Source organism: Dysgonomonas sp. HDW5A (assembly GCF_011299555.1).
Taxonomy (GTDB): domain Bacteria; phylum Bacteroidota; class Bacteroidia; order Bacteroidales; family Dysgonomonadaceae; genus Dysgonomonas_A.
This window is the reverse complement of the sequence record NZ_CP049857.1, coordinates 2,585,808-2,610,147: the sequence shown is the minus strand read 5'-3', so window position 1 is coordinate 2,610,147 and position 24,340 is coordinate 2,585,808. Positions and strand designations below refer to the sequence as shown.

Annotated in this window: 25 protein-coding genes and 1 pseudogene; 21 read left to right on the top strand and 5 right to left on the bottom strand. The window is 36.0% G+C overall.

Annotation, left to right across the window (positions count from 1 at the left end):
- Positions 1-15: 15 nt before the first annotated feature.
- From G7050_RS10890 to G7050_RS10865, 7 genes and pseudogenes are all read left to right on the top strand, one after another.
- A complete protein-coding gene (locus G7050_RS10890) occupies positions 16-459 on the top strand; it encodes a nitrophenyl compound nitroreductase subunit ArsF family protein (RefSeq protein WP_166115189.1) in 444 nt (147 codons plus the stop codon).
- Positions 460-472: 13 nt separating this feature from the next.
- Positions 473-1,138: a DUF1349 domain-containing protein gene (locus G7050_RS10885; protein WP_166115184.1), complete on the top strand. Its 666-nt coding sequence runs from the start codon at positions 473-475 to the stop codon at positions 1,136-1,138.
- Between the two features lie 23 nt (positions 1,139-1,161).
- On the top strand, positions 1,162-1,860 hold the full coding sequence (locus G7050_RS10880; protein ID WP_166115180.1) for an aromatic aminobenezylarsenical efflux permease ArsG family transporter: 699 nt from the start codon (positions 1,162-1,164) through the stop codon (positions 1,858-1,860).
- Positions 1,861-1,902: 42 nt separating this feature from the next.
- A pseudogene (locus tag G7050_RS18025) lies at positions 1,903-2,070 on the top strand (thioredoxin family protein); the annotation flags it as partial.
- Positions 2,071-2,130: 60 nt separating this feature from the next.
- A complete protein-coding gene (gene arsM / locus G7050_RS10875) occupies positions 2,131-2,940 on the top strand; it encodes an arsenite methyltransferase (protein WP_370521967.1) in 810 nt (269 codons plus the stop codon).
- A gap of 438 nt (positions 2,941-3,378) precedes the next feature.
- Complete coding sequence (locus G7050_RS10870; protein ID WP_166115174.1) at positions 3,379-3,858, top strand: YdeI/OmpD-associated family protein; 480 nt, start codon at positions 3,379-3,381, stop codon at positions 3,856-3,858.
- A gap of 135 nt (positions 3,859-3,993) precedes the next feature.
- Positions 3,994-4,437 (top strand): N-acetyltransferase, encoded by a 444-nt coding sequence (locus tag G7050_RS10865; RefSeq protein ID WP_166115171.1) that lies wholly within the window; start codon positions 3,994-3,996, stop codon positions 4,435-4,437.
- Between the two features lie 68 nt (positions 4,438-4,505).
- Here G7050_RS10865 and G7050_RS10860 read toward each other — a convergent pair whose 3' ends face one another.
- Positions 4,506-5,237, bottom strand: a complete 732-nt coding sequence (locus tag G7050_RS10860; RefSeq protein WP_166115168.1) for a YggS family pyridoxal phosphate-dependent enzyme — start codon at positions 5,235-5,237, stop codon at positions 4,506-4,508.
- Between the two features lie 79 nt (positions 5,238-5,316).
- On the opposite strand from G7050_RS10860, the gene G7050_RS10855 reads away from it, so the two are divergent.
- Complete coding sequence (locus tag G7050_RS10855; RefSeq protein WP_166115165.1) at positions 5,317-6,735, top strand: PLP-dependent aminotransferase family protein; 1,419 nt, start codon at positions 5,317-5,319, stop codon at positions 6,733-6,735.
- Between the two features lie 49 nt (positions 6,736-6,784).
- On the opposite strand, the gene G7050_RS10850 is transcribed toward G7050_RS10855, so the two are convergent.
- Positions 6,785-7,792 (bottom strand): GlxA family transcriptional regulator, encoded by a 1,008-nt coding sequence (locus tag G7050_RS10850; RefSeq protein ID WP_166115162.1) that lies wholly within the window; start codon positions 7,790-7,792, stop codon positions 6,785-6,787.
- Between the two features lie 235 nt (positions 7,793-8,027).
- Between G7050_RS10850 and G7050_RS10845 the strand changes: the two genes are divergently transcribed.
- Both G7050_RS10845 and gap read left to right on the top strand, forming a co-directional pair.
- Positions 8,028-8,489: a cupin domain-containing protein gene (locus tag G7050_RS10845; RefSeq protein WP_166115159.1), complete on the top strand. Its 462-nt coding sequence runs from the start codon at positions 8,028-8,030 to the stop codon at positions 8,487-8,489.
- 16 nt (positions 8,490-8,505) lie between these two features.
- On the top strand, positions 8,506-9,516 hold the full coding sequence (gene gap, locus G7050_RS10840; RefSeq protein ID WP_166115156.1) for a type I glyceraldehyde-3-phosphate dehydrogenase: 1,011 nt from the start codon (positions 8,506-8,508) through the stop codon (positions 9,514-9,516).
- A gap of 71 nt (positions 9,517-9,587) precedes the next feature.
- Here gap and G7050_RS10835 read toward each other — a convergent pair whose 3' ends face one another.
- From G7050_RS10835 to G7050_RS10825, 3 genes are read right to left on the bottom strand one after another with little or no spacing between them, the layout of a single operon-like run.
- Positions 9,588-10,082 (bottom strand): 3'-5' exonuclease, encoded by a 495-nt coding sequence (locus tag G7050_RS10835; RefSeq protein WP_166115153.1) that lies wholly within the window; start codon positions 10,080-10,082, stop codon positions 9,588-9,590.
- On the bottom strand, positions 10,083-10,517 hold the full coding sequence (locus G7050_RS10830) for a DUF3788 family protein (RefSeq protein ID WP_166115150.1): 435 nt from the start codon (positions 10,515-10,517) through the stop codon (positions 10,083-10,085).
- Between the two features lie 19 nt (positions 10,518-10,536).
- On the bottom strand, positions 10,537-10,992 hold the full coding sequence (locus G7050_RS10825) for a hypothetical protein (protein ID WP_166115145.1): 456 nt from the start codon (positions 10,990-10,992) through the stop codon (positions 10,537-10,539).
- 1,069 nt (positions 10,993-12,061) lie between these two features.
- Between G7050_RS10825 and G7050_RS10820 the strand changes: the two genes are divergently transcribed.
- The 11 genes from G7050_RS10820 to G7050_RS10770 are packed head-to-tail and all read left to right on the top strand — an operon-like array spanning position 12,062 to position 24,336.
- Complete coding sequence (locus G7050_RS10820; RefSeq protein ID WP_166115142.1) at positions 12,062-12,427, top strand: response regulator; 366 nt, start codon at positions 12,062-12,064, stop codon at positions 12,425-12,427.
- On the top strand, positions 12,424-13,575 hold the full coding sequence (locus G7050_RS10815; RefSeq protein ID WP_166115139.1) for a sugar transferase: 1,152 nt from the start codon (positions 12,424-12,426) through the stop codon (positions 13,573-13,575). The genes G7050_RS10820 and G7050_RS10815 overlap by 4 nt, the downstream gene beginning before the upstream one ends.
- A 36-nt stretch (positions 13,576-13,611) precedes the next feature.
- On the top strand, positions 13,612-14,361 hold the full coding sequence (locus tag G7050_RS10810) for a TolC family protein (RefSeq protein ID WP_166115136.1): 750 nt from the start codon (positions 13,612-13,614) through the stop codon (positions 14,359-14,361).
- A gap of 5 nt (positions 14,362-14,366) precedes the next feature.
- Positions 14,367-16,526 carry an exopolysaccharide biosynthesis protein gene (locus G7050_RS10805; RefSeq protein ID WP_166115133.1) on the top strand — a complete coding sequence of 720 codons (2,160 nt, stop codon included), beginning with the start codon at positions 14,367-14,369 and terminating at the stop codon, positions 16,524-16,526.
- A gap of 1 nt (position 16,527) precedes the next feature.
- On the top strand, positions 16,528-18,000 hold the full coding sequence (locus G7050_RS10800) for an O-antigen ligase (RefSeq protein ID WP_166115130.1): 1,473 nt from the start codon (positions 16,528-16,530) through the stop codon (positions 17,998-18,000).
- Positions 17,982-18,896, top strand: a complete 915-nt coding sequence (locus tag G7050_RS10795; RefSeq protein ID WP_185154933.1) for a glycosyltransferase family 2 protein — start codon at positions 17,982-17,984, stop codon at positions 18,894-18,896. Before G7050_RS10800 ends, G7050_RS10795 begins: the two co-directional genes overlap by 19 nt.
- Before the next feature lie 58 nt (positions 18,897-18,954).
- The gene (locus G7050_RS10790) at positions 18,955-20,160 is read left to right on the top strand and encodes a glycosyltransferase family 2 protein (protein ID WP_255499099.1); all 1,206 of its coding nucleotides are present in this window, start codon (positions 18,955-18,957) and stop codon (positions 20,158-20,160) included.
- A 12-nt stretch (positions 20,161-20,172) separates the two neighbouring features.
- Positions 20,173-20,799 carry a DapH/DapD/GlmU-related protein gene (locus G7050_RS10785; RefSeq protein ID WP_166115127.1) on the top strand — a complete coding sequence of 209 codons (627 nt, stop codon included), beginning with the start codon at positions 20,173-20,175 and terminating at the stop codon, positions 20,797-20,799.
- The gene (locus G7050_RS10780) at positions 20,778-21,752 is read left to right on the top strand and encodes a glycosyltransferase (protein WP_166115124.1); all 975 of its coding nucleotides are present in this window, start codon (positions 20,778-20,780) and stop codon (positions 21,750-21,752) included. Before G7050_RS10785 ends, G7050_RS10780 begins: the two co-directional genes overlap by 22 nt.
- Before the next feature lie 8 nt (positions 21,753-21,760).
- Positions 21,761-23,206: a lipopolysaccharide biosynthesis protein gene (locus tag G7050_RS10775; RefSeq protein WP_166115121.1), complete on the top strand. Its 1,446-nt coding sequence runs from the start codon at positions 21,761-21,763 to the stop codon at positions 23,204-23,206.
- Positions 23,206-24,336: a glycosyltransferase gene (locus G7050_RS10770; RefSeq protein ID WP_166115118.1), complete on the top strand. Its 1,131-nt coding sequence runs from the start codon at positions 23,206-23,208 to the stop codon at positions 24,334-24,336. Before G7050_RS10775 ends, G7050_RS10770 begins: the two co-directional genes overlap by 1 nt.
- The last annotated feature ends 4 nt before the right edge of the window (positions 24,337-24,340 follow it).

The window sequence follows — 24,340 nt, the reverse complement described above, 5'->3', positions numbered from 1 at the left end:
ATTAAAATAAATCGTATGAGGAAAACATTTTTATTTACACTCCTTGCAGTGTTGCTGGTCTCCTGCGGAGGTGGAAAGACCGAAAACAAACAAGAAACAGCAGAACTAACTACACCCGAACAAACAGTTGCAACTGCTGATGCATCGAACGTAAACGTTTATTATTTTCATGGTAAACAACGTTGTAAAACTTGTCTGGCGATCGAAGATGTAACAAAAAAAGCAATAGCTGACAATTATAAAGATAATCAGAAAGTCAAATTTGTTGAAATAAACATTGATGAAGATAAAAACAAAGATATAGTCGAAAAATACGAAATAGCTTTCAGTTCTTTATTGATAGTCAAAGGCGAAGATTATACGGATTTGACAGAACAGGCATTTGCTAATGCTGTAAACTCGCCTGATGCTCTTACGAGCCTTATTAAAGAAGAAGTAAATAAACAATTACAAAACTAAAAACGATTAAGCTATGAGATTCTTAACTTTAATTATTGCTTTAATTATGCTTTCGTGTAGTAATAACAACCCTGAACTCATCAAGACCGAAAGTTGTTCTGTCGGAATATTTGACAATTCATTAAATAATCCGAAAGTAATATTTTCTAACGATACTCTTACTATAAGCAGTGGTGCTAAAAGCGACTTTTTCAATGCACCAAATGGTATTGAAAAGAATGCAAATGCCCCTATTCTGATGAAGATGATAGATAATACAAAACCATTTACTTTTACAGCCAGGGTAAAGCCAAACTTTGCTGACACATACGATGCAGGCACTATATATGTCTTCTATAACAATGATTTGTGGCAAAAGTTTGCATTCGAAATGGATGAAAGAAGACTTACCAGACTAGTTACCGTACGCACATTAGGCACCTCGGATGATAATAATCATGATGCTGTTTCGCAAGACAATGTATATATGAAGGTATCGTCGGACGTAACCTCTATAGGATTTTACTATTCAATCGACGGCGAAAACTGGCAACTAGTGCGACTTTATCGTAATGAGTACCCAACTCCAATTTATATCGGGCTCAGTTCTCAATCGCCAATGGGCAATGGCATAGATACTCATTTTTCCGATATTAAACTCATCGACAAAAGTATTCAAGATTTCAGATTAGGATTATAAAATAGAATCAAAGATAGCAGTAGATGGAGTTTTTACAACAAATAGTAGATAATTCGGATATTCCGATACTGACAGCATTTATCTTGGGGTTAATGACAGCTATCAGTCCCTGTCCATTGGCTACAAATATTACGGCAACAGCCTATCTGAGCAAAGATATTACCGAAAAAAGAAGAGTGCTTCTTAACGGTATATTTTATACACTAGGACGTACTTTCAGCTACACGGCACTAGGCTTGATATTCTACTTAGGGGCAAGTAAATTTCAGGTTGCAAAGATACTTCAAAATGTCACTGGGCTTTATTTGGGCATATCTCTGGTTATCATTGGTATCTTGATGCTCGATGTAATTAAGGTGAACATACCAATATTAAATAGCCTGACATCAAAAGTCAATGAAAAGAAACTAAAGAAAAACTACTGGAATGCTTTTCTCTTGGGAGTCTTGTTTGCTTTGGCTTTTTGTCCGTATAGTGGTGTATTGTATTTTGGGGTGCTTATTCCTATGACAATGGCTTCAACTTCGGGCTTATTACTACCTCCTGTTTTTGCGATAGCAACAGGATTGCCTGTAATAATCATAGCTTATCTACTGGCTTACAGTATGTCGAATGTGGGTAAGTTCTACAACCGGATGAAAAGTTTTGAAGTATGGTTCAGACGTATCGTATCAGCTGTATTCATTCTGGTAGGTATTTATTATATAGTTATCAATATTTAAGGTCACATACCTTTTATTATCAAATTAAACAAAAACAGAATCATGGAGATAATCGTTTTGGGTACAGGTTGTGCCAAATGTAAAGAAGTTTACGAAAAAGTAAAAAAAGTAGTGTCTGAATCCAATGTTACAGCAAATGTAAAGAAGGAAGAAGATATCATGGAGATAATGAAATACAATGTTCTTTCTACTCCTTCAATCGTGATCGATGGCAATGTAATGATACAGGGCAAAGTGCCTACCGAAAAAGAAATATCGGAATTATTGACTATGAATAGTAATCAGGCAAAAAAGGAAATGGTAAAACAGCAATACAGCGAGTTAGCCATGAATAGCGATTTACTTAAATCGGGTTGCTGTTGTGGTACAAACCCAACTACACCATCGAAAAAGGTATTTACCATTATGAGTGAAGATTACAGCCAACTCAAAGGCTACGAAGCTGATGCTGATTTGGGTGTAGGTTGTGGACTACCGACAGAGTATGCAGGGATTAAAGAGGGAGATACTGTGATCGATTTAGGATCGGGAGCAGGTAACGATTGTTTCATTGCACGAGCCGAAGCAGGCGAAAGCGGCAGAGTAATAGGTATAGACTTTTCTACTCAAATGATAGAGAAAGCTCGCAAAAATGCTGTCAAACGTGGCTATACCAATGTTGAATTTATGGAAGGGGATATTGAAGAAATGCCTGTTCCTGATAATACTGCCGATGTGGTTGTGAGTAATTGCGTATTGAATCTGTTACCTGAAAAGGATAAGATTTTTAAAGAGATTTACCGTGTTCTCAAAAAAGGCAGTCATTTCTGTATTTCCGATGTTGTGCTGAACGGTATATTTCCGAAAGAGTTTACCGATAATGCTTCGATGTATGCAGGTTGTATAGCCAGTGCTATTCAGAAAGAGGATTATTTAAAGGAAATAGAAAAAGCAAACTTCACTACCATTAAAGTGGAAAGGACAAAAACGGTTGTTATACCTGATGATGTTTTACAGGAACATTTGGATGAAGCAACCATCGCTAAATACAAAGCGGGTAATGTAGGGATTTATTCTATTACAGTTACAGGAGTGAAGTAACAGATTGAACTTTAGCCTATTTAGTCTGATATTCGGATTACCACAAACAACTAAATCAAGAGCAAACAATAAGAAAATCGGAGACATTTATTCAATTATGAATGTCTCCGATCTCATTTCTAAATTACTACTTAAGAGCGCATTCTATTGTAGAAAAAGTAAAGGATTAAATTAATCTTTTTACGTATCGATTTATAGTCGTTTATAAAGAAAGGGTAAACGAAGCTATTTACTCCAACAGTAGCAACACTAACCTAAATAATAGGCTGATTCATAAAAAAGTAATTTATATCTAAATATCAGGAAGAGTCTAATCTCTTTTTTATCAAACAATAGGTTGTAAACCCAACGCTTACAGGAAACGGTAGCCTGAAAATACAAATTTCACTACCTTCAACGAGTAGAAAGAATAAAGCAAATAATTATATTTTAACAAAGATGAAAAATCCATTAGTCGATAACGATTATCTCTTACAAAAAACAGAAGGTAAAGGAGGTTGGACTTTTGCCGAATTACCCGAGATACTCATGCCTAAGACATCTTTCGGCATGCTCAAAGTAAGAGGAAAAATAGACGATTATGAATTTTCGAATGTACACCTGATGCCTTTTGGAAACGGACATGTGGGCTTGGCTGTTAAGTCTGAAATAAGGAAAAAAATAAAAAAGCAGGCTGGTGATACGGTGCATATTGTTATTTATGAAGACAATATGCCTACTGAAATTCCAGAAGAGCTACTTTTGTGTATGGAGTACGAAGATGGTATCTTGGGGAAATTTGATATCTATAGTGATGCCGAGAAGAAAGCATTTGTAAAATGGATATACTCAGCAAAAACAGAGCAAACCAAGATAGACCGAATTGCCAAAACAATAGTAATGATAAGGAATGGTGAGAAGTTTTATAAATCGTGGTAATATCGCACATTTTTAGACTGAAGTACGTCATATTCCCACACTGGTCTGTCTATCTATTTTATTTTTGGTATACCAAACAGCTAATTCATTATTCTAATTTTGCATCTCAGTTTTACCAACTAAATTATTTATTTTATGAAACAGATTGAAATAGCAACATTAGAACACTTAAATGAGTTTGCAGAATTATTCGACAATTATCGTGTTTTCTACGAACAGCCATCAGATTTAGAAAAATGCAAGTCCTTTTTGCGAGAACGTATAAGTAACAAAGAAACAGTTACTTTTCTGATAAAGAAAAATGATAAATATGTCGGTTTTGCACAATTATACCCTCTATACCATTACAAAGCCTTGAAGCGTCAATGGTTGTTGAGCGATTTATTTATAGACCCAACTTATCGTGGATCTGGCTTGGCAATAACACTCATTGATCGCTGCAAGCAATATTGCGACGAAACAGATGCTTGCGGGCTATTGCTCGAAACACAAAAGACAAACAAAATAGGTAATAATTTGTATCCCAAATGTGGTTTTGAATTAGATACTGAACACAATTATTACAATTGGTGGAAGTAGTTATAAACCAAAGAAAGTGATAAATTATTTTTCTTATCACTTTCTTTTACTTTTTATAAATGTCTGATCTATTTACCGATCTGCTCATTCCAATAAAAACTATCAGGATATATACGTGACCCAAAGACAGATGTGCCGACTCGAAGCATCGTTGAACCTTCTTCGATGGCAGCCTCAAAATCACCACTCATACCCATGGATAATACGTTCATATCAACTCTGTCAATATGTTCCGCAATTACTTTTTGCTGTATTTTCTTTAGTAAGCGAAAACATTTCCGTACCGATTCATTATCGGAACTTAGAATACCAATAGTCATCAAACCTTTTATATTCAATGTATCATACAGCGCTATATGTTTGATTAAGTTTATAGCTTCGTCAGGTGCAACACCAAATTTACTGTCCTCGAATGAAGTGTTTACTTGAACCAGAATATCGATTGACCGACCTTCATACTGTAAACGCTGATCGAGTTTTTGAGCTAAATCGAGCCTGTCGACAGATTGAATGCAGGAAGCATATTTAAGGACATCTTTTATTTTATTGGTTTGCAAATGTCCTATAAAGTGACGTTCAACCGGATAGTCTTTCAATTCAGAGTCTTTATCCCTTAGTTCCTGAATTTTATTTTCGCCGATTAATGTTTCTCCACAGTCTAAAGCTATTTTTATCCTTTCAGGGGCAACGGTTTTGGTGGCAAGCAATAGCCTGACATCACTTTCTGCCCTGCCGGATGATTCACATACCATCTTTATACGTTTGTGGATATAGGCTAAATTTTCTACTATAGTATTCATATCGCTCTTTTTTCCTGCTAAAATACATACTATATGGACTATATTTGTATACCAATTATTATTAAATAAGATATACCAGATGCTCCGCCCTTGGATTATTCAAATACAATTCGAAAAAGATTCGAAGAAAGCAATTTATGTACAAATTGCCGATCACATCATCGATATGATAAAGAATGGAACGCTCAAATCGGGAGATGCTCTACCCGGAAGCAGGCTGCTGGCATCCGAGTTGGGAATCAATCGAAACACGGTTATCAAGGCTTTGGATATTCTGATCTCGGAGGGGTGGTTGTATAGCGAAGAGCGTAAAGGCTTGTTTGTATCTGCCAATCTACCTGCTGGGGCAAGACATGAGAACAGGCGAGGTGTCCAAAAAGAAAATTTGTCAGACCGAGGAAAGGAATCTATTGCCATTTTCGACAGTGGACTACCCGATACCCAAATAGCACCTATGCGTGAACTAGCCAGTGGTTACAGACAAATATTCAACCGCAAAGCCAGAATAAATCCCATGATAAACAGAAGTGAGTTTGGCACACTTCGATTCAGAGAGTCTGTCTCCAGAATGCTGAATCAGACAAGAGGAATGCATACCGACTATTCGCAGATATGTATTACCCGAGGTAGCCAGATGGCGTTGTTCTTGATAGCACATGCTTTATTGAATGAACGCGATTTAATTCTGGTAGAAAATCCGGGTTACGGACCTGCATGGGAAACTTTCAGACATGCCGGTGCAGAACTAATACCGATTGCAATAGATGAAAAAGGCATTAGCGTAGAAGAGGTTGAACGGATTGCTTCCACACAACAAGTAAAAGCTATATATATAACTCCACACCATCAGTACCCTACTACCGTCATTCTGAGCTTAGATAGACGTTTGCGATTGATCGAATTATCTAATCGTTATGGATTCACAATCATAGAGGATGACTACGATTGCGATTTTCACTTCGGCATCCGTCCGATAGCTCCATTGTCGTCCTTGGATGGTGCTAATGATACAATATATATAGGAACTTTCAGTAAGATGATTTCCGAAAGCTTGCGTGTGGGTTATCTCGTTGCGAATAAAGATATTATACAAAAAGTAGGCAATCTTAGGCGTATAATCGACTTGCAGGGAGATAACATTATGGAGCAGGCTATTTTAGAACTTATCGAATCGGGTGTTATCAAGAAACATATTCGCAAAGCATCTAAATATTATCTGAATAAGCGGAACTACTTTGCTTCTTTGATTGATAAATACCTCTCCGATAAGGTTACTTACAAAGTTCCCGAAGGAGGTTTAGCTTTCTGGCTGAAATTGAAAAACAAACAAGATATAAACAAGCTAAATGAAGCATTGAAACTTACGGGTGTCAGCATAATTCCTTGGACAAATTATTCTTTTGACAGTGAAGTTGACGGAATCCGTTTAGGGTACGCTTCATTGTCTGAAAGTCAGTTGGAAAAAGGTATTAAAATATTGAGCAAGGTGATTAAATAAGCATGTATAAAATACACGCCAAAATAAAAAACAATCCCTCCTCTTTCTATTAAGCATCAACTAAAGACGATTGGAAACTCTTCCTGTACTGAGCAGGTGTTACCTCCATAAAACTAATAAATTGACGACGCAGGTTTTCTGCGGTCTTTAGTCCGCAATATGAAGCTATTTCATCTAACGAAAACTGTGTATCAATGAGATGCTGGCAGGCATTCTCAATCCTCAACTTATTGATAAACTTGGCTGGCGTAATCCTCAGTTCACGGACAAAAACCCGTGCAAAATTACGGGGACTCATCGCAACGTGTTCTGCGAGTGCCTCTACAGTAAGGTCTTCTCTCAGATGCTCCAATATCCATTCGCAAACTTTTCTCATAGACGGATTTCCGATACTCTTATAATCCAAATAAGCACTGAACTGCGATTGGTTTCCGGGACGTTTCAGGTATAAAACCAACCATCGGGCAATATGCAAGGCAAAAGATTGTCCGAGGTCTTCTTCTATCAAGGCTAATGCCAAATCCATACCCGAAGTTATTCCTGCTGCTGTATACACATTGCCGTCTTTAATAAATATACGGGCTATCTGAACATCTATCAAGGGATATGATTGTGCCAGCTCTTCGTTCTTCGACCAGTGAGCTGTAGCTTTTTTCCCATCAAGTAATCCTGCTTCAGCTAGAATAAACGCTCCGGAACAGACCGAACATATCCGACGGATTGTTTTTGACTGTTGCTTCAACCATTCCAACATTTTATTCATGGAAAATTCTTCAAGATGTCTCGCCAATCCTGTTATCATCAATGTATCTATGGGATAATCTATCTCATCATAACAACCTTCAGTTAGTATTGGCAATCCGCAGGATGTATTTATCAACTTTGTATTCTCCATTGATACGACATGGGTCTTGTAATTGAAATCAACTTTATCCTGAATCAGGTTAAATTGATCGACGGTTTTGGCGAACACTTCTAAAGGACCTACTGTTGTAAGCAATGTTGAGTCTGGAGCTACCAGTATTACAATATGTCTTATTTTTAATTGCTTATTCATATGTTTCGTATTTCAATATTTAAGTAAATGAAAGTTTTTAATAATATACTTTCGAATTGTAACAGGCTATTGTTATTGCACTTACCAAAGCAATAAAAAGGTCTGAGACTTTAAAAGTAAGTATTATTTGGTAGAAGAAATCAGATATGGCAGAAATTGTACATTTTTTGTCATTACAGACAATTGTATTATAGTATATCTTTGTAATACAATCAAAAACTAAAAAGTAAGAACAATGAAAAAAATTGAAACTATATCAGAAAGTAATAGTTACTCAGCTATTAACATTGGAGTTTTGGACAGCTTGCAGGAGTACTCATTTCTTCATCCTAAAACTCAACAGGAAATAAAAGGAAAAGTATTTCTAAAGGAGCCAACCAAAGCAACGGGCACCGAAATATCATTCCAAACACTAGCGGCAAAGAGTGAGTTACCTTACTTTCATAAACATATAGAAAATGAAGAAACATACATTATTCTGAAAGGTTCGGGATTTTTTCAGGTAGATGAAGACTGTTTTCCGATCAAAGAAGGAAGTGTGATTCGGATTGCACCGGCTGCAAAGAGGGGATTTTGCAATACTTCGGACGAACAAATGATACTGGCAGTGATTCAATCTAAAGAAGGATCGCTCAATCAGTATAGTTCAGAGGATGGAGAGAGAGTGAGTGTAGAACCAAAATGGCGGAATAAATAATCAAAAAAGTAGAATTATGAAAACAATTAATGTAGGTATTAACGGTTTTGGACGTATTGGACGTTTAGTTTTTCGTGCTGCACAGAGTAGAACAGATATCCGAATAGTTGGGATCAACGATTTGATGGATGTGGAATATATTGCTTATATGCTTAAATACGATACAATCCACGGTCAGTTCGACGGAACTATCGAAACCAAAAACGGCAAACTGATAGTGAATGGTAATGAAATCCGTGTCACAGCGGAAAAAGATCCGGCTAATCTAAGATGGAATGAAGTGGAAGCCGAATACATTGTAGAGTCAACAGGATTGTTCCTAACAAAGGAAAAAGCACAGGGACATATTAGTGCAGGCGCTAAATATGTAGTCATGTCGGGCCCATCGAAAGATGATACTCCGATGTTTGTTCCCGGTGTGAATGATGACAAATACATAAAAGGAACACAGGTTATATCGAATGCTTCGTGTACCACAAATTGCCTGGCATTAGTAGCAAAAGTATTGAATGATAAATTCGGTATACTTGAAGCCCTTATGACTACGGTACATTCTACAACGGCAACACAAAAAACAGTAGATGGTCCATCAATGAAAGATTGGAGGGGTGGACGTGCCGCAGCGGGTAATATTATTCCTTCTACAACAGGAGCTGCTAAAGCCGTAGGCAAGGTGATTCCCGAACTGAATGGAAAACTTACCGGTATGTCATTCCGTGTTCCGACTCTGGATGTTTCGGTCATTGACCTGACAGCTCGCTTGGCTAAAGAGACTACTTACGAAGAAATCTGCAAGGCGATGAAAGAGGCTTCGGAGGGTTCTTTAAAAGGATATCTGGCATATACTAAAGATGAAGTTGTGTCATCTGATTTTATAGGTAATCCGTATACAGCTATTTTTGACGAAAAAGCGGGAATACAGTTAAGCCCGACTTTTGTTAAAGTGGTCGCATGGTATGATAATGAATGGGGATTTTCGTGCAAAGTGCTAGATTCTATTGCTTCGATGAAGAAAGTTAATGGATAAACGTAACGATATCAGTAAGTAAACAGGCTATATGGAATAATTTCGTGTAGCCTGTTTTTGTATACGGATTATTACAGCAATTGCAATGCTATCTCGGCACAAGCTTCCGCATCAGCCAAAGCATGATGGTGATTGACGAGAATGTAGCCACAATCTTCGGCTACGGTATGCAGTTGATGATTGGGTAAGTGTTTTAGTTGACGACGTGATTCGGCTAATGTACAATAGAAGCGGTAATCGGGATAGTCCATTCCGTACGTTTTAAATGCGGCCTTGAGGCAACCTTCATCGAATCCCTTGTTATGAGCAACTAACGGAAGATTTCCAAGGAGTGGTTCGATCTCTTTCCATACTTTAGAAAAAACCTGTGCTGTATCTGTGTCTGCAGCCGTCAATCCATGAACAGTAGTATTACCATAGCAGTAATAATTGGGTTCGGGCTGAATGAGACTATAGAAACGGTCTGTGATTATACCGTTTCTGACAATAACGATTCCGACACTGCAAACACTGGATAGTTGCTGGTTGGCTGTTTCAAAGTCTATGGCTGCAAAATCACGTAACATTTATTTCAGTGTTTTCTTGTATTTTATAAGCTGGCTCAAATCTGCCAATTGTTGTTCTTTATCAATATCGAGTAGCAACGGGATCAATTTGCCGGTAGCATGTGCATTTTTGAAGCTTTCTTTAATTTCGTTACTGATCTCCAGATCATAAATTCCGCCACGTGTTTTTTCAGTAAAAAGCAAGCTGATTTTTATGAACTTTTCCCATATAGAAAGCCAGAATATTGTCTTCTTTTTATATACTGCTTTGTAAAGCCATGATTTACCGTCTTTGTAATATCTCCATTCGGGTTCTATCTGAAACTCGGTACGGATAATTTCATTTAGCTTGGTATAGACTGAAAAAACGTCTTTTCCTAATGCTTCTTCTAATACTGTTTCTGTTGGTATTATTTCTTCGTCCCGCAAAAGTTGAATTGAGTCTTGGGTTTTCATACTATGGAATGTTTTTGTATTATTTAAACTTGCTGTTATCATAGTTATAGGGTATGCTGGTTCCTACCACTACATCTTCTATTTTTTCGATGATCAGCCAGTCATCCATATTACCCTGATGATCAAAATCAAGGGGTGCTATTTCTTCAACGCTTCCAAATTCAATCAGGCAAAGGCATTTTTTATGCCAACGGGCTTTTTGTTTGTCGGAAAGATTCAGTTTGGGCTGATTCTCCTTCAGGGTAGATATTATTTCTTCTTCTGATAGTTTAGTGAGATTCTCTACATTGGTAACATTTGCTTTAGCTGTTATTTTCTTAGAGCCTTTTTTCATAAAATAAAGTACTTCATCGGCAAAGACTCTGCTGTGTGGTATTTTCCTGCCGGCTGCTCCTCTTACAACCATTGTTTTTTCTCCTGAAAGAATCTTTTCTAATACTTTTTCTTTGTCATCGCAATAAACCAAATGTACCATAATATTAGGGTTTAGGATAGTTATTATTTGATGTGCTTTATTCTATTGAGTATCTCTTTGTTATATGACATAGCCATTAACGGATAAAAATACGCTTTCTGCTTCAGATTATAAAATGATGAGAATATATATTTTATGGACGCTAAAGAAAAAAGCAGATCTCTAGAAATGAAACTATCTGTTCACCATCCGGTATGTATTATTTGATCGTAGAAAGGACAGCATTATTAAAATCCGCTCAAATATTTGATAAATATTAACCATCAATACTATAAAAAATATTACACCAACTAGTCCATTTGTGGCCAACAGTCCATCTTAATAAATTAAACTCTATTCGAAAATTGGGAATTGTGTAAAAGTAATATTTTTTTAATGGTTTAAATGCTGAATGCAAATCAAGCTAGCTCTTATTTCTCCACAAAAAGGTTGCCAAGACAACAATGCTTTTATTAACTGTTAAATAGGCCTCATGAAAATATTATTTATTTGCTAAAAATTTATCGAAAAAAAATTCTTTATGACCAGATTTATTACGGTCTTGATTATAGAGAATAGCAAAACTCATCATTTTGCAACAAAAAGCTTTTGTGAATTCCCCATTTATTAACGGTACCTTTCAAACAATCAAACAGAGAAATATAATAATTGCTTATTCTATATTTCGTTAAGATAACAACACAAAAAAACGAACAAAAACCTCAATACTAAGCACTTGAAATCTCACATTACAGACAGATGGATACAATAGCACACATTAGTGTACACTTAAATCAGACACAAAATATATTATAAGCCCAAAGAAGAGAATTAATCTCAACTTTAGACATGTTTAAATCTATCGATCAAATAAACTATTTTACTTATAGATTGTTTAGATACCTATATAGTCAGCATGAATTTCATATAAATTTCATTTATGAAATAACCTTTTTTTTTACTTTTTCAAACAACAGATAAAGTCGAAAAATTCAATGATCTATTATCGAGACAAATACATAGCACAAAATTCTAATAAAGAAAAGAAAACAAAACTCTATTAATAAAATATAGAACCTAAGTTTTAAATATGAAAAAACAAATTATAATTGTCGATGACAAAGAGTCTATAGCTAAGATCATATCCATTTATTTTACTGAAGAATATGACGTTACTTATTTCGAAAATCCGCTGAAAGCAATAGCTTGGCTCGAAGAAGGACATATTCCGGATCTCATACTCTCTGATATTCGTATGCCGCTGATGAGAGGAGATGAATTTTTAATGTATCTCAAGAACAATGAACTCTTCAAAGAAATACCGTTTGTAATACTTTCTAGTGAGGATTCCAGTTCTGAAAGAATAAGATTATTAGAATCAGGAGCCGAAGACTATATTCTTAAGCCATTTAATCCCACAGAGTTGAAAGTTAGAATAAAAAAAGTACTCAAATGACACCTGTCCTTTATATCGGAAAGACACCAGATTACATATCTCATTTCAGAAAATACTGGAGTGAATTAGTTGTTTTGGAAGGATATATACCTCTGGAATCAGAAATAGGATCCTATGCTGATATAGAATATATACTACTTGAGAGTATGGATATATCTTACAATATAGATGTCTTCGGTTCTCTAAAAAAAATATTTCCAAAGGCTCATATAATTCTAGTTTCAGACAAGTCAATACCAAAAGGAGAACGTGTAAGGTACCTTGAGTCAGGGCTTAGATCAACCCTATCTCCGTATGCCACAAACAAATCAATAAGGCAAATAATTGACTATTACAGCAAAAAAGAAACATTTTCCTCGGAGATAGAGCAAAATAAGCAAGAATTTCAAACCTTTAATATTCCATTAGGCAAACGTATTTTCGACATAGTCATGTCATCTATATCTTTGCTTCTATTATCGCCTTTATTTATTATAATAGCCATATTAATAAGGATTGAAAGCAAAGGCCCCATTATTTATAAATCGAAACGCGTAGGAAGTAACTACAAAATATTTGATTTTCTAAAATTCCGATCCATGTACCCCGATGCAGATAAACGTTTAAAGGAATATCTATTATTAAATCAATACAATCGGAATAACGATGAAAATCTACCAGAACAATCAGGCGATAAGATCAATGAAGATTTAAGTTCCGAATCCGGCACCATTTTAATTGCGGACGACTATACCATATCGGAAGATAGATATTTGGAAAATAGACATCAGATGCAAGAAAACTCATTCATAAAATATAAGAATGATCCAAGAATAATTAAGATAGGCAAGTTTATTAGAAAGTATAGCATAGATGAACTGCCTCAGCTCATTAATATTTTGAAAGGTGATATGTCTTTTGTAGGAAATCGTCCCCTCCCCTTGTATGAAGCCGAATTGTTAACTACGGATAACTATGTCGACCGGTTTATAGCTCCTGCAGGATTAACCGGATTATGGCAAGTAGAGAAAAGAGGAGGCAGTGCTATAATGTCAGCTGAAGAACGAAAACAGTTAGATATCTATTATGCCCAACATTGCTCTTTCTGGTTTGATATGAAAATAATTTTCAAGACTTTCTTTTCATTTGTTCAAAAAGAGAATGTTTAAAACTCTTAATCTATTGTTTGTATGACAATATATCCTATGATAACTAAAAAAAGAAAAATAAGTCTATATCTTAAGATTATAGCTGTTTTTTTATGTTATTTCATATCCTTATCCACTAAGGCACAAGAGCTAGATGATTATAACCATGTTGAATTACCACCGCTAGAGGTATTATTTGAAAATGCCAAATCGAGTGCCACTGTAAAGTATTATAATTCACGCAAAGAAGCGGAAAAAAGTATGCTCAAAACTGTAAAAAATGAATGGCTGAGATATTTCAAAATCATCGGAGCATATCAATATGGAATAGTCGGTTCTCTATCTACAATTTCAGAATCAAGTCAAACTCAAACCCTTCCTATTAATCACTTAGCAAATACCAAACAGAGCTTCTATAATATAGGATTCGGAGTATCAGTACCTCTTGACGAGCTTTTCGACAGGGGCAATAAAGTTAGAAGGCAAAAAATGGAGATGGAGGCAACTGAGGCTGAAGTGGAAAGATGGCACGATGAACAAAAAATCAGAATCATAGAAACATACTCGAAAGCTAAACTATTTTTAAGTCTGCTTAAAATTAAAGCAGAAGCAATGGTAATAGCACAAGCTCAATATAAAGTTGCAGAATCTGATTTTATCAATGGGAAAATAAATCCGGCAGATCTTAGTGCCCGAAAGGGTGTAGAGACCGACGCTAAGGTGAATTACGAGCAAGCAAAGGCCGAACTAAGTATGGCCTTATTGCAACTCGAGATACTTTCACAGACCGAAATCCTTAATAAATAAACTAAATGAATCCTTTATTTTACACAGCACGGTTTATTTATCACCTCCGCTATTGGCTACTATGCTTACCGATAGCTGTAGCTATTCTTATTGCCTGGTCTACACGACATCAAACATTACAATATTCAGTCGAAACGTCCATTTATACAGGTGTTATTTCAGGAGAAAATACGATCGTTAATGATCCCGAATCTTCCATGTCAAGTGTACAGAATGCAAAGATGGAAAATATGATTACAATCATTACTTCTGCCAGTACATTACAAAGGGTATCTATTAAGTTGTTTGCTATGAATATGATATATGGTAATCCCGATGAGGATAATACATATATAAAAGCTTCAACATTTCGCGAACTAGAAATGAATACCCCTGAAGATGTGAAGAAACTTATCGATAAATCATCTGTAGATCAAACGATAAAAAATCTTACAGAATACAGCCAAAAAGATCCCGACAATTATGTTTATGGATTGTTTAACTGGCAACACAGGCATTATAGCTATGCAGCATTGAGTAAAATAACAGCTAAAAGAATCGGATTCAGCGAGATTCTGAAAATTAATTATTCGGCAGATGATCCCGGGATTGCTTATAATACTTTAAAAATATTAAACGAAATATTTGTTGATCAATACAATGCCCTAAGATTTGCGGGTTCAAGCGATGTGATTCGGTTCTTCAACGAGGAATTAAAGAAACAAGGGGGTAACCTCCAAAAATCGGAAGATGAATTGACCGAATATAATATTAAAAATAAAATAATCAACTATGGTGAACAAACTAAGCAAATAGCAGCAATGGATAGAGATTTTACTCTTCAGTATGAAGATAATAATCTAAAATTCTATGCATCAAAAGCGCTTGTTGAAAGCCTGGAGGAACAGGTTGGGGACAATGCTAAGATACTTAAAACAAATAACGAGTTTTTGAACAAACTTCAGAAAATATCAGACCTCACATTTTTAAAAACAGAAGCAGAATCTTTATCTAAAGATTCAGTTAAGGAAAAAGACGGTATTATAGCAAATTATTCTAAAAAGCTGGAAAATGCAGAAAATGATTTTAAAGGCTTTGTTAATTTATACTACAACGAAAAATATTCAAAAGACGGTTATCCCAATGAAGAGATTGTTCAAGAATGGCTTGCTGAATTATTAAAATTAGAGGGATATACTGCCGAAAAAAATGTACTCGATAACTGGAGAAAAAATCTCGATAGTCAATACTCATATTATTCGCCAATAGGAGCAGTTCTTAAGCGTAAAGAACGGGAAATAAATTTCACCGAAGCCTCTTACCTGTCTATCTTAAACAGTTTACACGATGCTATGCTCAGACAAAAAAATATGGAAATGATGGGTGCAACCATAAAGGTTGTCACTCCACCCATTTTTCCACTGTCGGCCATGCCCACTAAAAGAAAGGCTACAATTGCTGCAGCATACTTTGGCTCATTATTCTTTGTTTTGTTTTTCTTCATAATAGTTGAGTCTTTGGATCAAACGCTTAGAGATAAACTTCGCACTGAAAAGATTACAGGCCTTAAAGTTATAGGAGCATTTCCGACACATACATGCCTGAAATATAAAGAATATGAGGAACAGCAAAAGAAAATTGCTGCTCAACAACTTGGAAGCACAATTAGTTATTATTTCGAAGAAGGTTCGCCTCAAATAATAAACCTACTGAGTATAGAGCCACAGGAAGGAAAATCGGTGTTATCCCATTATTTGTCAGAATACTGGAGATCACAAGGATTAACAGTAAGACAAGTTGATTGGAAAATTGATTTTAAAACAAAAAGCCGTGAACTTATTTTAGGAAAAAGCCTGAAAGAGCTTATCAATTTAGAGAATGATGATATTATTTTGGTAGAATATGCACCTCTCGAAAATCAACCTATATCGAGTAATTTGGTAGATGAAGCGACTCTAAATTTACTCATTACAAGAGCAGATCGTACTTGGAAAGAAACAGACCGGGTAACACTAAGCAACCTAACAGATCGCCTTGTCAATAAACAAATAGTAATCGGATTGAATAATGCCAGACTATCTGTTGTAGAATCATTTACAGGTCTACTTCCTCCATACCCGAAACTTCGAAAGATGGGATACCGCTTTTTGCATCTTGGTTTAACTTCCAAAGATAAAATAACATAAAATGCTGAAAGATAACGAAAAAATCATATTTGAATTTACTCCTATATATACGAAAGGAGTGTATATCCTATTAGCTATTTTTTTAATAATAATGGTATATTTATTCATCACCCTGGGAGTACTTGGGGGTATGGTATTTTCGTTAGTACCTTTGGCACTATTTATTTCTTACCGTCTAGTAGCCAACCCCTACCAACCATTGATGTTGATGTTTGTAGCCAGCTACTTCATCATGGGAGTTACCCGTTATGTAGCCATACCATCCATTGGCTTAATTGCTGATGCTTTGCTTATTTATACATTTATCTCTCTGATTATCTATTCCATAGGAAACAAAGTCTGTTGGAAAAACGGACGTAATGAGTTTATGCTTGCATCACTTATATGGCTGATATATTGCACATTGGAGCTTTTCAATCCTCACGCATCAGTTTCTGCATGGGCAACATACATCAGGTTTATGGCAATGTATGCCTTATTTATATCATTTTTGGTACCCATTATCTTCAACAAGTATAAAGACTTAGAAAAGGTGATATTTCTCTGGTCTATATTTTCCATATTAGCGTTTTTAAAGGCAATGTATCAAAAAAATGTTGGTTTTGATTCAGGTGAAATGCGGTGGCTCTATATAGAAGGAAAAGCAAGCACCCATATATTATCATCGGGGATAAGATATTTTTCGTTTTTTACCGATGCAGCCAATTTCGGATCAGGCATGGGAATGTCTATGGTGGCATTTACTATTATTGGAATACATAGTAAAAAATGGAAGTGGAAAATATATTACATCATTGTCGGGCTGGCTACGGGTTATGGTATGATGCTTTCGGGAACACGCAGTGCCATGATTATTCCTTTTATGGGGTTTATATTTTATATCATCTTTTCGCGAAATGTGAAAGTTATCATAGCAGGAACTGTGATGGTTGCAATAGCGTTTATATTTTTCAATTTCACGACCATAGGCCAGGGCAATGCCCAAATCCGGCGGATGAGAAGTGCATTTAATTCGGAACACGATAATTCATATAATCTCAGGAAAGATAATCAAGCAAAACTAGGAGCTTATTTAGTAAACAAACCGTTTGGCGTAGGTATCGGGCTGGCAGGTGGTAAAGCGGCAAAAAGTGCGCCCGGAGAATATTCCACCACCATTGCCTCTGACTCGTGGGCAGTTGTTCTTTGGGTCGAAACGGGAGTTGTAGGCTTAGGGTTATACTTTCTGATATTTATTTATCTACAAATGCGAGGGGCATACATAGTATTTTTCAAAATAAAAGACGAGCAACTCAAATATATATTGGGTGGTTTGCTTGCAGGCATTTTCGGGATAATGGTCTCATCAACCAGCAACGAAGTTATAGCGCAGTTTCCCAACGGAATCATTATATTTTTTGCACAAGCCTTCATTTTTATGGGACCAAAATTCGATAAAGAAATAGCAGAACAAAAATGTATAGCAACAACCTAGGCATAGCCGATCCTTTGTTATCAATCATTTCCGTCAATTACAATGGCTTCGATGATACTTGTGAGATGATTGACTCATTGAAGGAGCATCTTACATTTTCTTTCGAAGTTATAGTTGTGGATAATGCTTCTAAGGTAAACGATGCAGAGCGTATCCGGCTGATTTATCCGTGGGTAAAATGTATTCGCAGCGAAAAAAATTTAGGATTTGCAGGGGGCAATAACATAGGTATCGCCGAGGCAAAAGGTAAATATCTGTTTCTGCTGAATAACGATACTTTTGTTACTGACAATTCGCTGTCCAACCTTATTACTTTTATGGATAGTAACCCGCAAGTGGGAGCTGTGACTCCTAAATTAAAGTTTGCTCTTTACTCCGACGAGATTCAGTTTGCGGGATATGCCTCGTTCTCTAAAATCACACTTCGCAATCACATAATCGGTTATGGTGAAAAAGATGAAGGTCAATATGAAATACCAAAACGAAGTGCATTTCTACACGGTGCAGCCATGATGGTCAGAAAAGAAGTTATTGGAAAAGCAGGAATACTGCCCGATATGTACTTTTTGTACTATGAAGAATTAGATTGGTGCGAACGTATCAAAGAGGCAGGTTATGAACTGTGGTATGTACCTGGTGGTACTGTATATCATAAAGAGAGCAAGAGTGTAGGAAGCAACAGTTCTCTTAAAATGTTTTATATGACCCGAAACCGATTGCTTTTTGCATGGCGTAACTCTAGCGGATTTAATCGTTATTTAGCTATTGCATATCAAACGACTATAGCTCTGCCAAAAAGTATAGTGAAGTCACTTATAAGGGGAAGATTTGATTTGGCTAAAGCTGCATTGAAGGGTTGGAGCTGCTTTTTTGTGACAAAAAAGCAAGTCTCATAAAACCGAATAATGATATTTAAAGAACAGCTTACATCTTATATAAAAAACATAAACTATTATGAATCCAGCATATATTATTAAATACATTTATCTGATGAACATAGGAACTTATGTGTTTTTTATATTAGATTATCTACTCTTTATATTATTTACGCTAGTTATTTTATATCTGTTTGCTTTTGCATTATTATCTAAAAAAAAGAAAGCGAACCATTACCTCAAAGCCGATAAACAGCACCGTTTTGCAGTATTGTTTCCAGCTTACAAAGAAGACAGAGTTATACTGCACTCCGTAGAATCATTCTTACAGCAAAATTATCCACGCTACTTGTATGATATGGTCGTTATATCGGATCACATGCAAATGGAGACCAATGCTTCTCTAGAAGAAATATCGGCAAAAGTATTGGAGGTCAAATTCGAAAAAAGCAGCAAAGCCAAAGCACTCAATTTTGCGATCGATTCTCTAGACGCATCGTCATACGATATTGTTGTTATTTTCGATGCTGATAATATTGTCGATACTAATTTTCTAGAAAAGATAAACGATGTATACAGTTCGGGGAGAAAAGCAATTCAGGCACATCGAACCGCTAAAAACACGGATACCGATATAGCTCTGTTGGATGCAATCAGTGAGGAAATAAACAATTCAATATTCAGAAAAGGTCAGGTAAATGCAGGTTTCTCGGCAGCATTAAGCGGCTCGGGTATGGCCTTCGATTATACATGGTTTGCAAACAATATTAAAGATGTTTCGTCTTCGGGCGAAGATAAAGAAATTGAAGCATTGCTGCTAAAGCAGAAAATATTTATTGAATACTTACATGAGGTAACCGTTCTTGACGAAAAAGTTCAAAATTCGGACACTTTTTATAACCAACGCCAGCGATGGATTGCGGCACAATATGCCATACTTGCAAAGGCCTTGAAGGATTTACCAAAGGCTTTGAGTCAACGTAATTTCGATTATTGTAACAAGATAATTCAATGGATAATCCCGCCTCGTATTCTCTTATTAGGAAGTATTGGTATGCTGGCAGTAATAACTACAGTGGTTTCCTTTTCGGTCTCTCTGAAATGGTGGGGACTATGGTTTCTTTTGTTGTTGACTTTTTTTGTGGCAATACCGGACCATCTTATCAGCAAACGACTTTGTAAAGCTATTGTAAGGTTGCCGTGGTTGTTTACTCTCATGGTTTTGAATCTTTTCAGACTAAAAGGTGCAAATAAAAATTTTAATCGAACAGAACATACCCATTAACCGTTACAGTATATGACACAAATATCATTAAAAGAAAAAATTAAGAATAGCCCCCAATTAAAGAGGCTGGTCTTGAATCTGATAATGCATCCGGTAAAAACCCGACCTCGTTGGACTACACGGTTGTTTCAGTTCCTGTATCTTAAAAGAGGGAAGAAGTCGGTTATATACAGAAGCGTCAGAAAAGATCTGGTTCCGTTCAATAATTTTTCACTGGGACGATATTCGGTTATAGAGGATTATTGCACTTTAAATAATGCTGTAGGGGACGTTACTATAGGTGATTATACACGTATCGGAATGTCGAATACAATTATAGGTCCTGTACAAATAGGCGATAAAGTGAATCTTGCACAGAACATAGTGGTATCGGGTCTAAATCACAACTTTACAGACGTAAATACTCCAATATCAGATCAGGGGGTTGCAACTAAACCTGTAATTATAGGAAATAATGTATGGATAGGTGCGAATGTAGTGATATTGCCGGGAGTAACCATCGGAGAACACGTGGTTATAGGTGCAGGCAGTATTGTTGCCCGCAACATACCATCCTATGCGGTGGTCGTAGGTAATCCGGCACAAGTAGTTAAAGAGTACGATTTTGAAAAAAAGCAATGGGTAAAGAAACTACAGTAATGACTTTGCCAAAAGTAAGCGTCATCATTCCGGTATATAATACCGAAAGATACGTAACGGCAGCTATTGAGTCTATTTTAGAACAGACTTTAAAAGATATTGAGATCATTGTCATCGACGATGGTTCGACCGATTACAGCCTCAAACTTGTTTCGCAGATAGCTGCCCTAGACAAGCGGATTCAACTATTTTCTAAAAAAAATGAAGGTCCTTCCGAAGCTAGAAATATGGGACTTAAGATAGCAAAAGGGCAGTACATATATTACATGGATAGTGACGATTTGCTTGAAAAAGATGCTTTATGGACTTGTTACGAGAGGTGCGAAAAGAATAAGCTCGATTTTGTTTTCTTTGATGCAACTGCATTTAAAGAAGATCTTACCGAGTCGGTTAATGATTACTATACACGATCAGATATATTAAGAGAAGAAACTATTTATAAGGGAGACGAGGTATTATCGTTGCTAATGGATGTAAATCTATACCGATCTGCGGTATGGCTTTGTTTTGTTCGGCGTGAGTATCTGGATAGCATAGGTTTGTGTTTCTTTCCGGGAATCATTCATGAAGACGAATTATATTCGGGCATTCTGCATATTAATGCACAGAATGTAGGATATATCCCCATACCTTTTTTCAGACGGAGAATAAGACCTAACTCTATCACTTCGAACAAATTTTCGACAAAAAATATGTCTTGCTATTATGTTGTTCTATCGGAGTTAATGAAATATGCCGATAAGGAAAACGGCAAGTACAAACCGATAATAGACAAATTGTGTGCATACATTCTCAACCCTGCAATTTATAGGGCTTCAGCTTTCTCTTTTCTCGAAAGACTGGGGCAACTACACTATTGCATAAATAACGGATTGATGAAATACATCACAACTAAAAACAAACTACTATTACTATGTCCTTTTCTTATAAAAGTAAAATCTGTTATTAAATAATACTTTGGATGAACAACGTAGCTAAACAACTTTTCTCGGGAGTGTCGTATACGGCAGTATCGCAGTATCTGGGGATATTTATATCTCTGGTTATTTCAGGTATACTGGCACGTCTAATCTCGCCAAAAGAGTTTGGTATTGTAGCTGTTGCCACCGTATTGATTACATTTTTCGGCATATTCACCGAGTTGGGTATTGCTCCCGCAATTATTCAGACCAAAAATTTATTGAAAGAAGATTTGGATAAGATTTTCTCTTTCACGATATGGGTAGGGTTGGCTATATCTATTATGTTCTTTTGCTCTTCGTGGCTCATTGCCGGTTATTATAATAATACTAAACTTATATCGGTCTGTCAGCTATTATCTGTAAATCTTCTTTTTGCGGCTGTAAATATCGTACCCAACGGATTGATGTTTAAGAACAAAGAATTTAGGTTTATTGCCATAAGAAGCATAATTGTACAGTTGGTTGGTGGAACAGTAGCTGTATTTGCGGCCTTTATGGGAGCAGGAATATATGCTTTATTAATCAATCCGATATTTTCGAGCATATTCATATTCTTGTTCAGCTACCACCGTTTTCCTCTAAAACCTCTATTTACTTTGGGATTAGATTCCATGAAAAAAATATCATCGTTCTCACTGTATCAGTTTTTCTTCAATGTAATCAATTACTTTAGTCGGAATCTTGATAAATTGTTAATAGGCAAATTTATGAATCTGGCACTTCTTGGGTACTATGATAAGTCGTACCGATTGATGATGCTTCCTTTACAAAATATTACAGCCGTTCTAACCCCTGTAATGCACCCTATACTTTCAGACTTTCAAGACAACCTGTCTCAGTTGGAACGATCGTATCTGAAAATAATTCGTTTACTGGCTTTTATAGGATTTCCTCTTTCTGCCTTCCTTTGGTTTTCTGCTGAAGAAATTATGTTGCTGGTTTTCGGGAATCAATGGGAACCTTCGGTACCTACTTTTCAGATTTTAACTCTGTCGGTAGGAATACAAATTATATTATCTAGCTCTGGACCTGTTTTTCAAGCAGCTAATGCGACAAAAGTATTATTTATAAGCGGTTTACTTTCTGCCATACTCAATGTAGCGGCTATTCTGATAGGTATTTTTGCCTTTAATAGCCTCAATATTCTGGCCATGTGCATTTGTATATCGTTCCTCTTCAATTTTGTTCAATGCTATACCCTCATGTATCATGTAGTATTTAAAGTAAGTATGGCTCAGTTTTGGAAGCAGTTTTTATCACCTATTGTACTTACGGCATTGTTGATAGGATGTTCACTGGCTATCAATCATCTCATATACCATTTACATTTGTTAGTAAGCCTCATCATAAAAGCAATTATTTATACTAGTGCATTTGTGCTATACATACATTTGACTAAAGAGCTGAATATAGTAAGTTCAATAAAATTATTAAAGAAAAAGTAATGAAAGGACTATTTCTTATATTTCACGGAATGGAGTCATACAATGGTATCAGTAAAAAAATATGTTATCAGGTCGATGGCTTTAAGCAATGCGGTGTAAACATGCAACTGTGTTATATTGATATAGACAGCGCAGGAAATCAACGGAGAATGATAGATAACGATGTAATAGAAAGTTTTGATCATTCGTTGAAAGGCAAGTTCAAAAAGTGGACTGACTATTCTGCCATTTTGGAGTATATCGAAAAAAATGCAGTTGAATTTGTTTATATACGATCGTATCATAATGCCAACCCTTTCCTTATTTCGGCTGTCAAACACTTAAAGAAAAAAAAGGTAAAGGTTGTACTTGAAATTCCAACATACCCCTATGATCAGGAATATAGAGGAGCTACCCGAACTATGAAATTTCAGTTAATGATAGATCAGTGTTTTCGTAAGCAGTTAGCAAAGCATTTGTATGCAATAGTAACTTTTTCGGATCATAAAAGAATATTCGGGACTCAGACTATAAACATTTCCAACGGCATTGATTTCAATGCAATACGCATGAAAAGCGATGTGAATGATACAAGCCATGAATTACATCTGATTAGTGTAGCGGAGATACACCCCTGGCATGGTTTCGACCGACTAATCGCCGGACTTGCCAACTATTACAAAACAGAGAGAGATTATAAAGTATATTACGACATAGTTGGTTACGGGGTTGCAGCCTACATTGAAGATCTGAAAAAAATGGTCGAAAACAACAGTTTAGGCCAATATGTAAGGTTTCACGGATCACAGTTTGGTGAACAACTCGACAAGCTTTTCGATAATTCGGATATAGGAATAGCTAGCTTAGCCCGTCACAGAAGTAACATAACACACCTTAAAGCTCTAAAAAACAGAGAGTATGCAGCACGGGGAATTCCTTTTATATATTCTGAAATAGATGATGATTTTGAGGTAATGCCCTATGTATTTAAAGCTTCGATGGACGAAAGCCCTATAGATATAGATAGCCTGATTGAATTTTACAGAATGGTGAAAAAAAAACCTTCCGAGATCAGGCAATCTGTCCATTTTTTGAGCTGGGAAGTACAAATTCAAAAAGTAGTGAATGCCATATATCATGTAATCCCTTAAACAT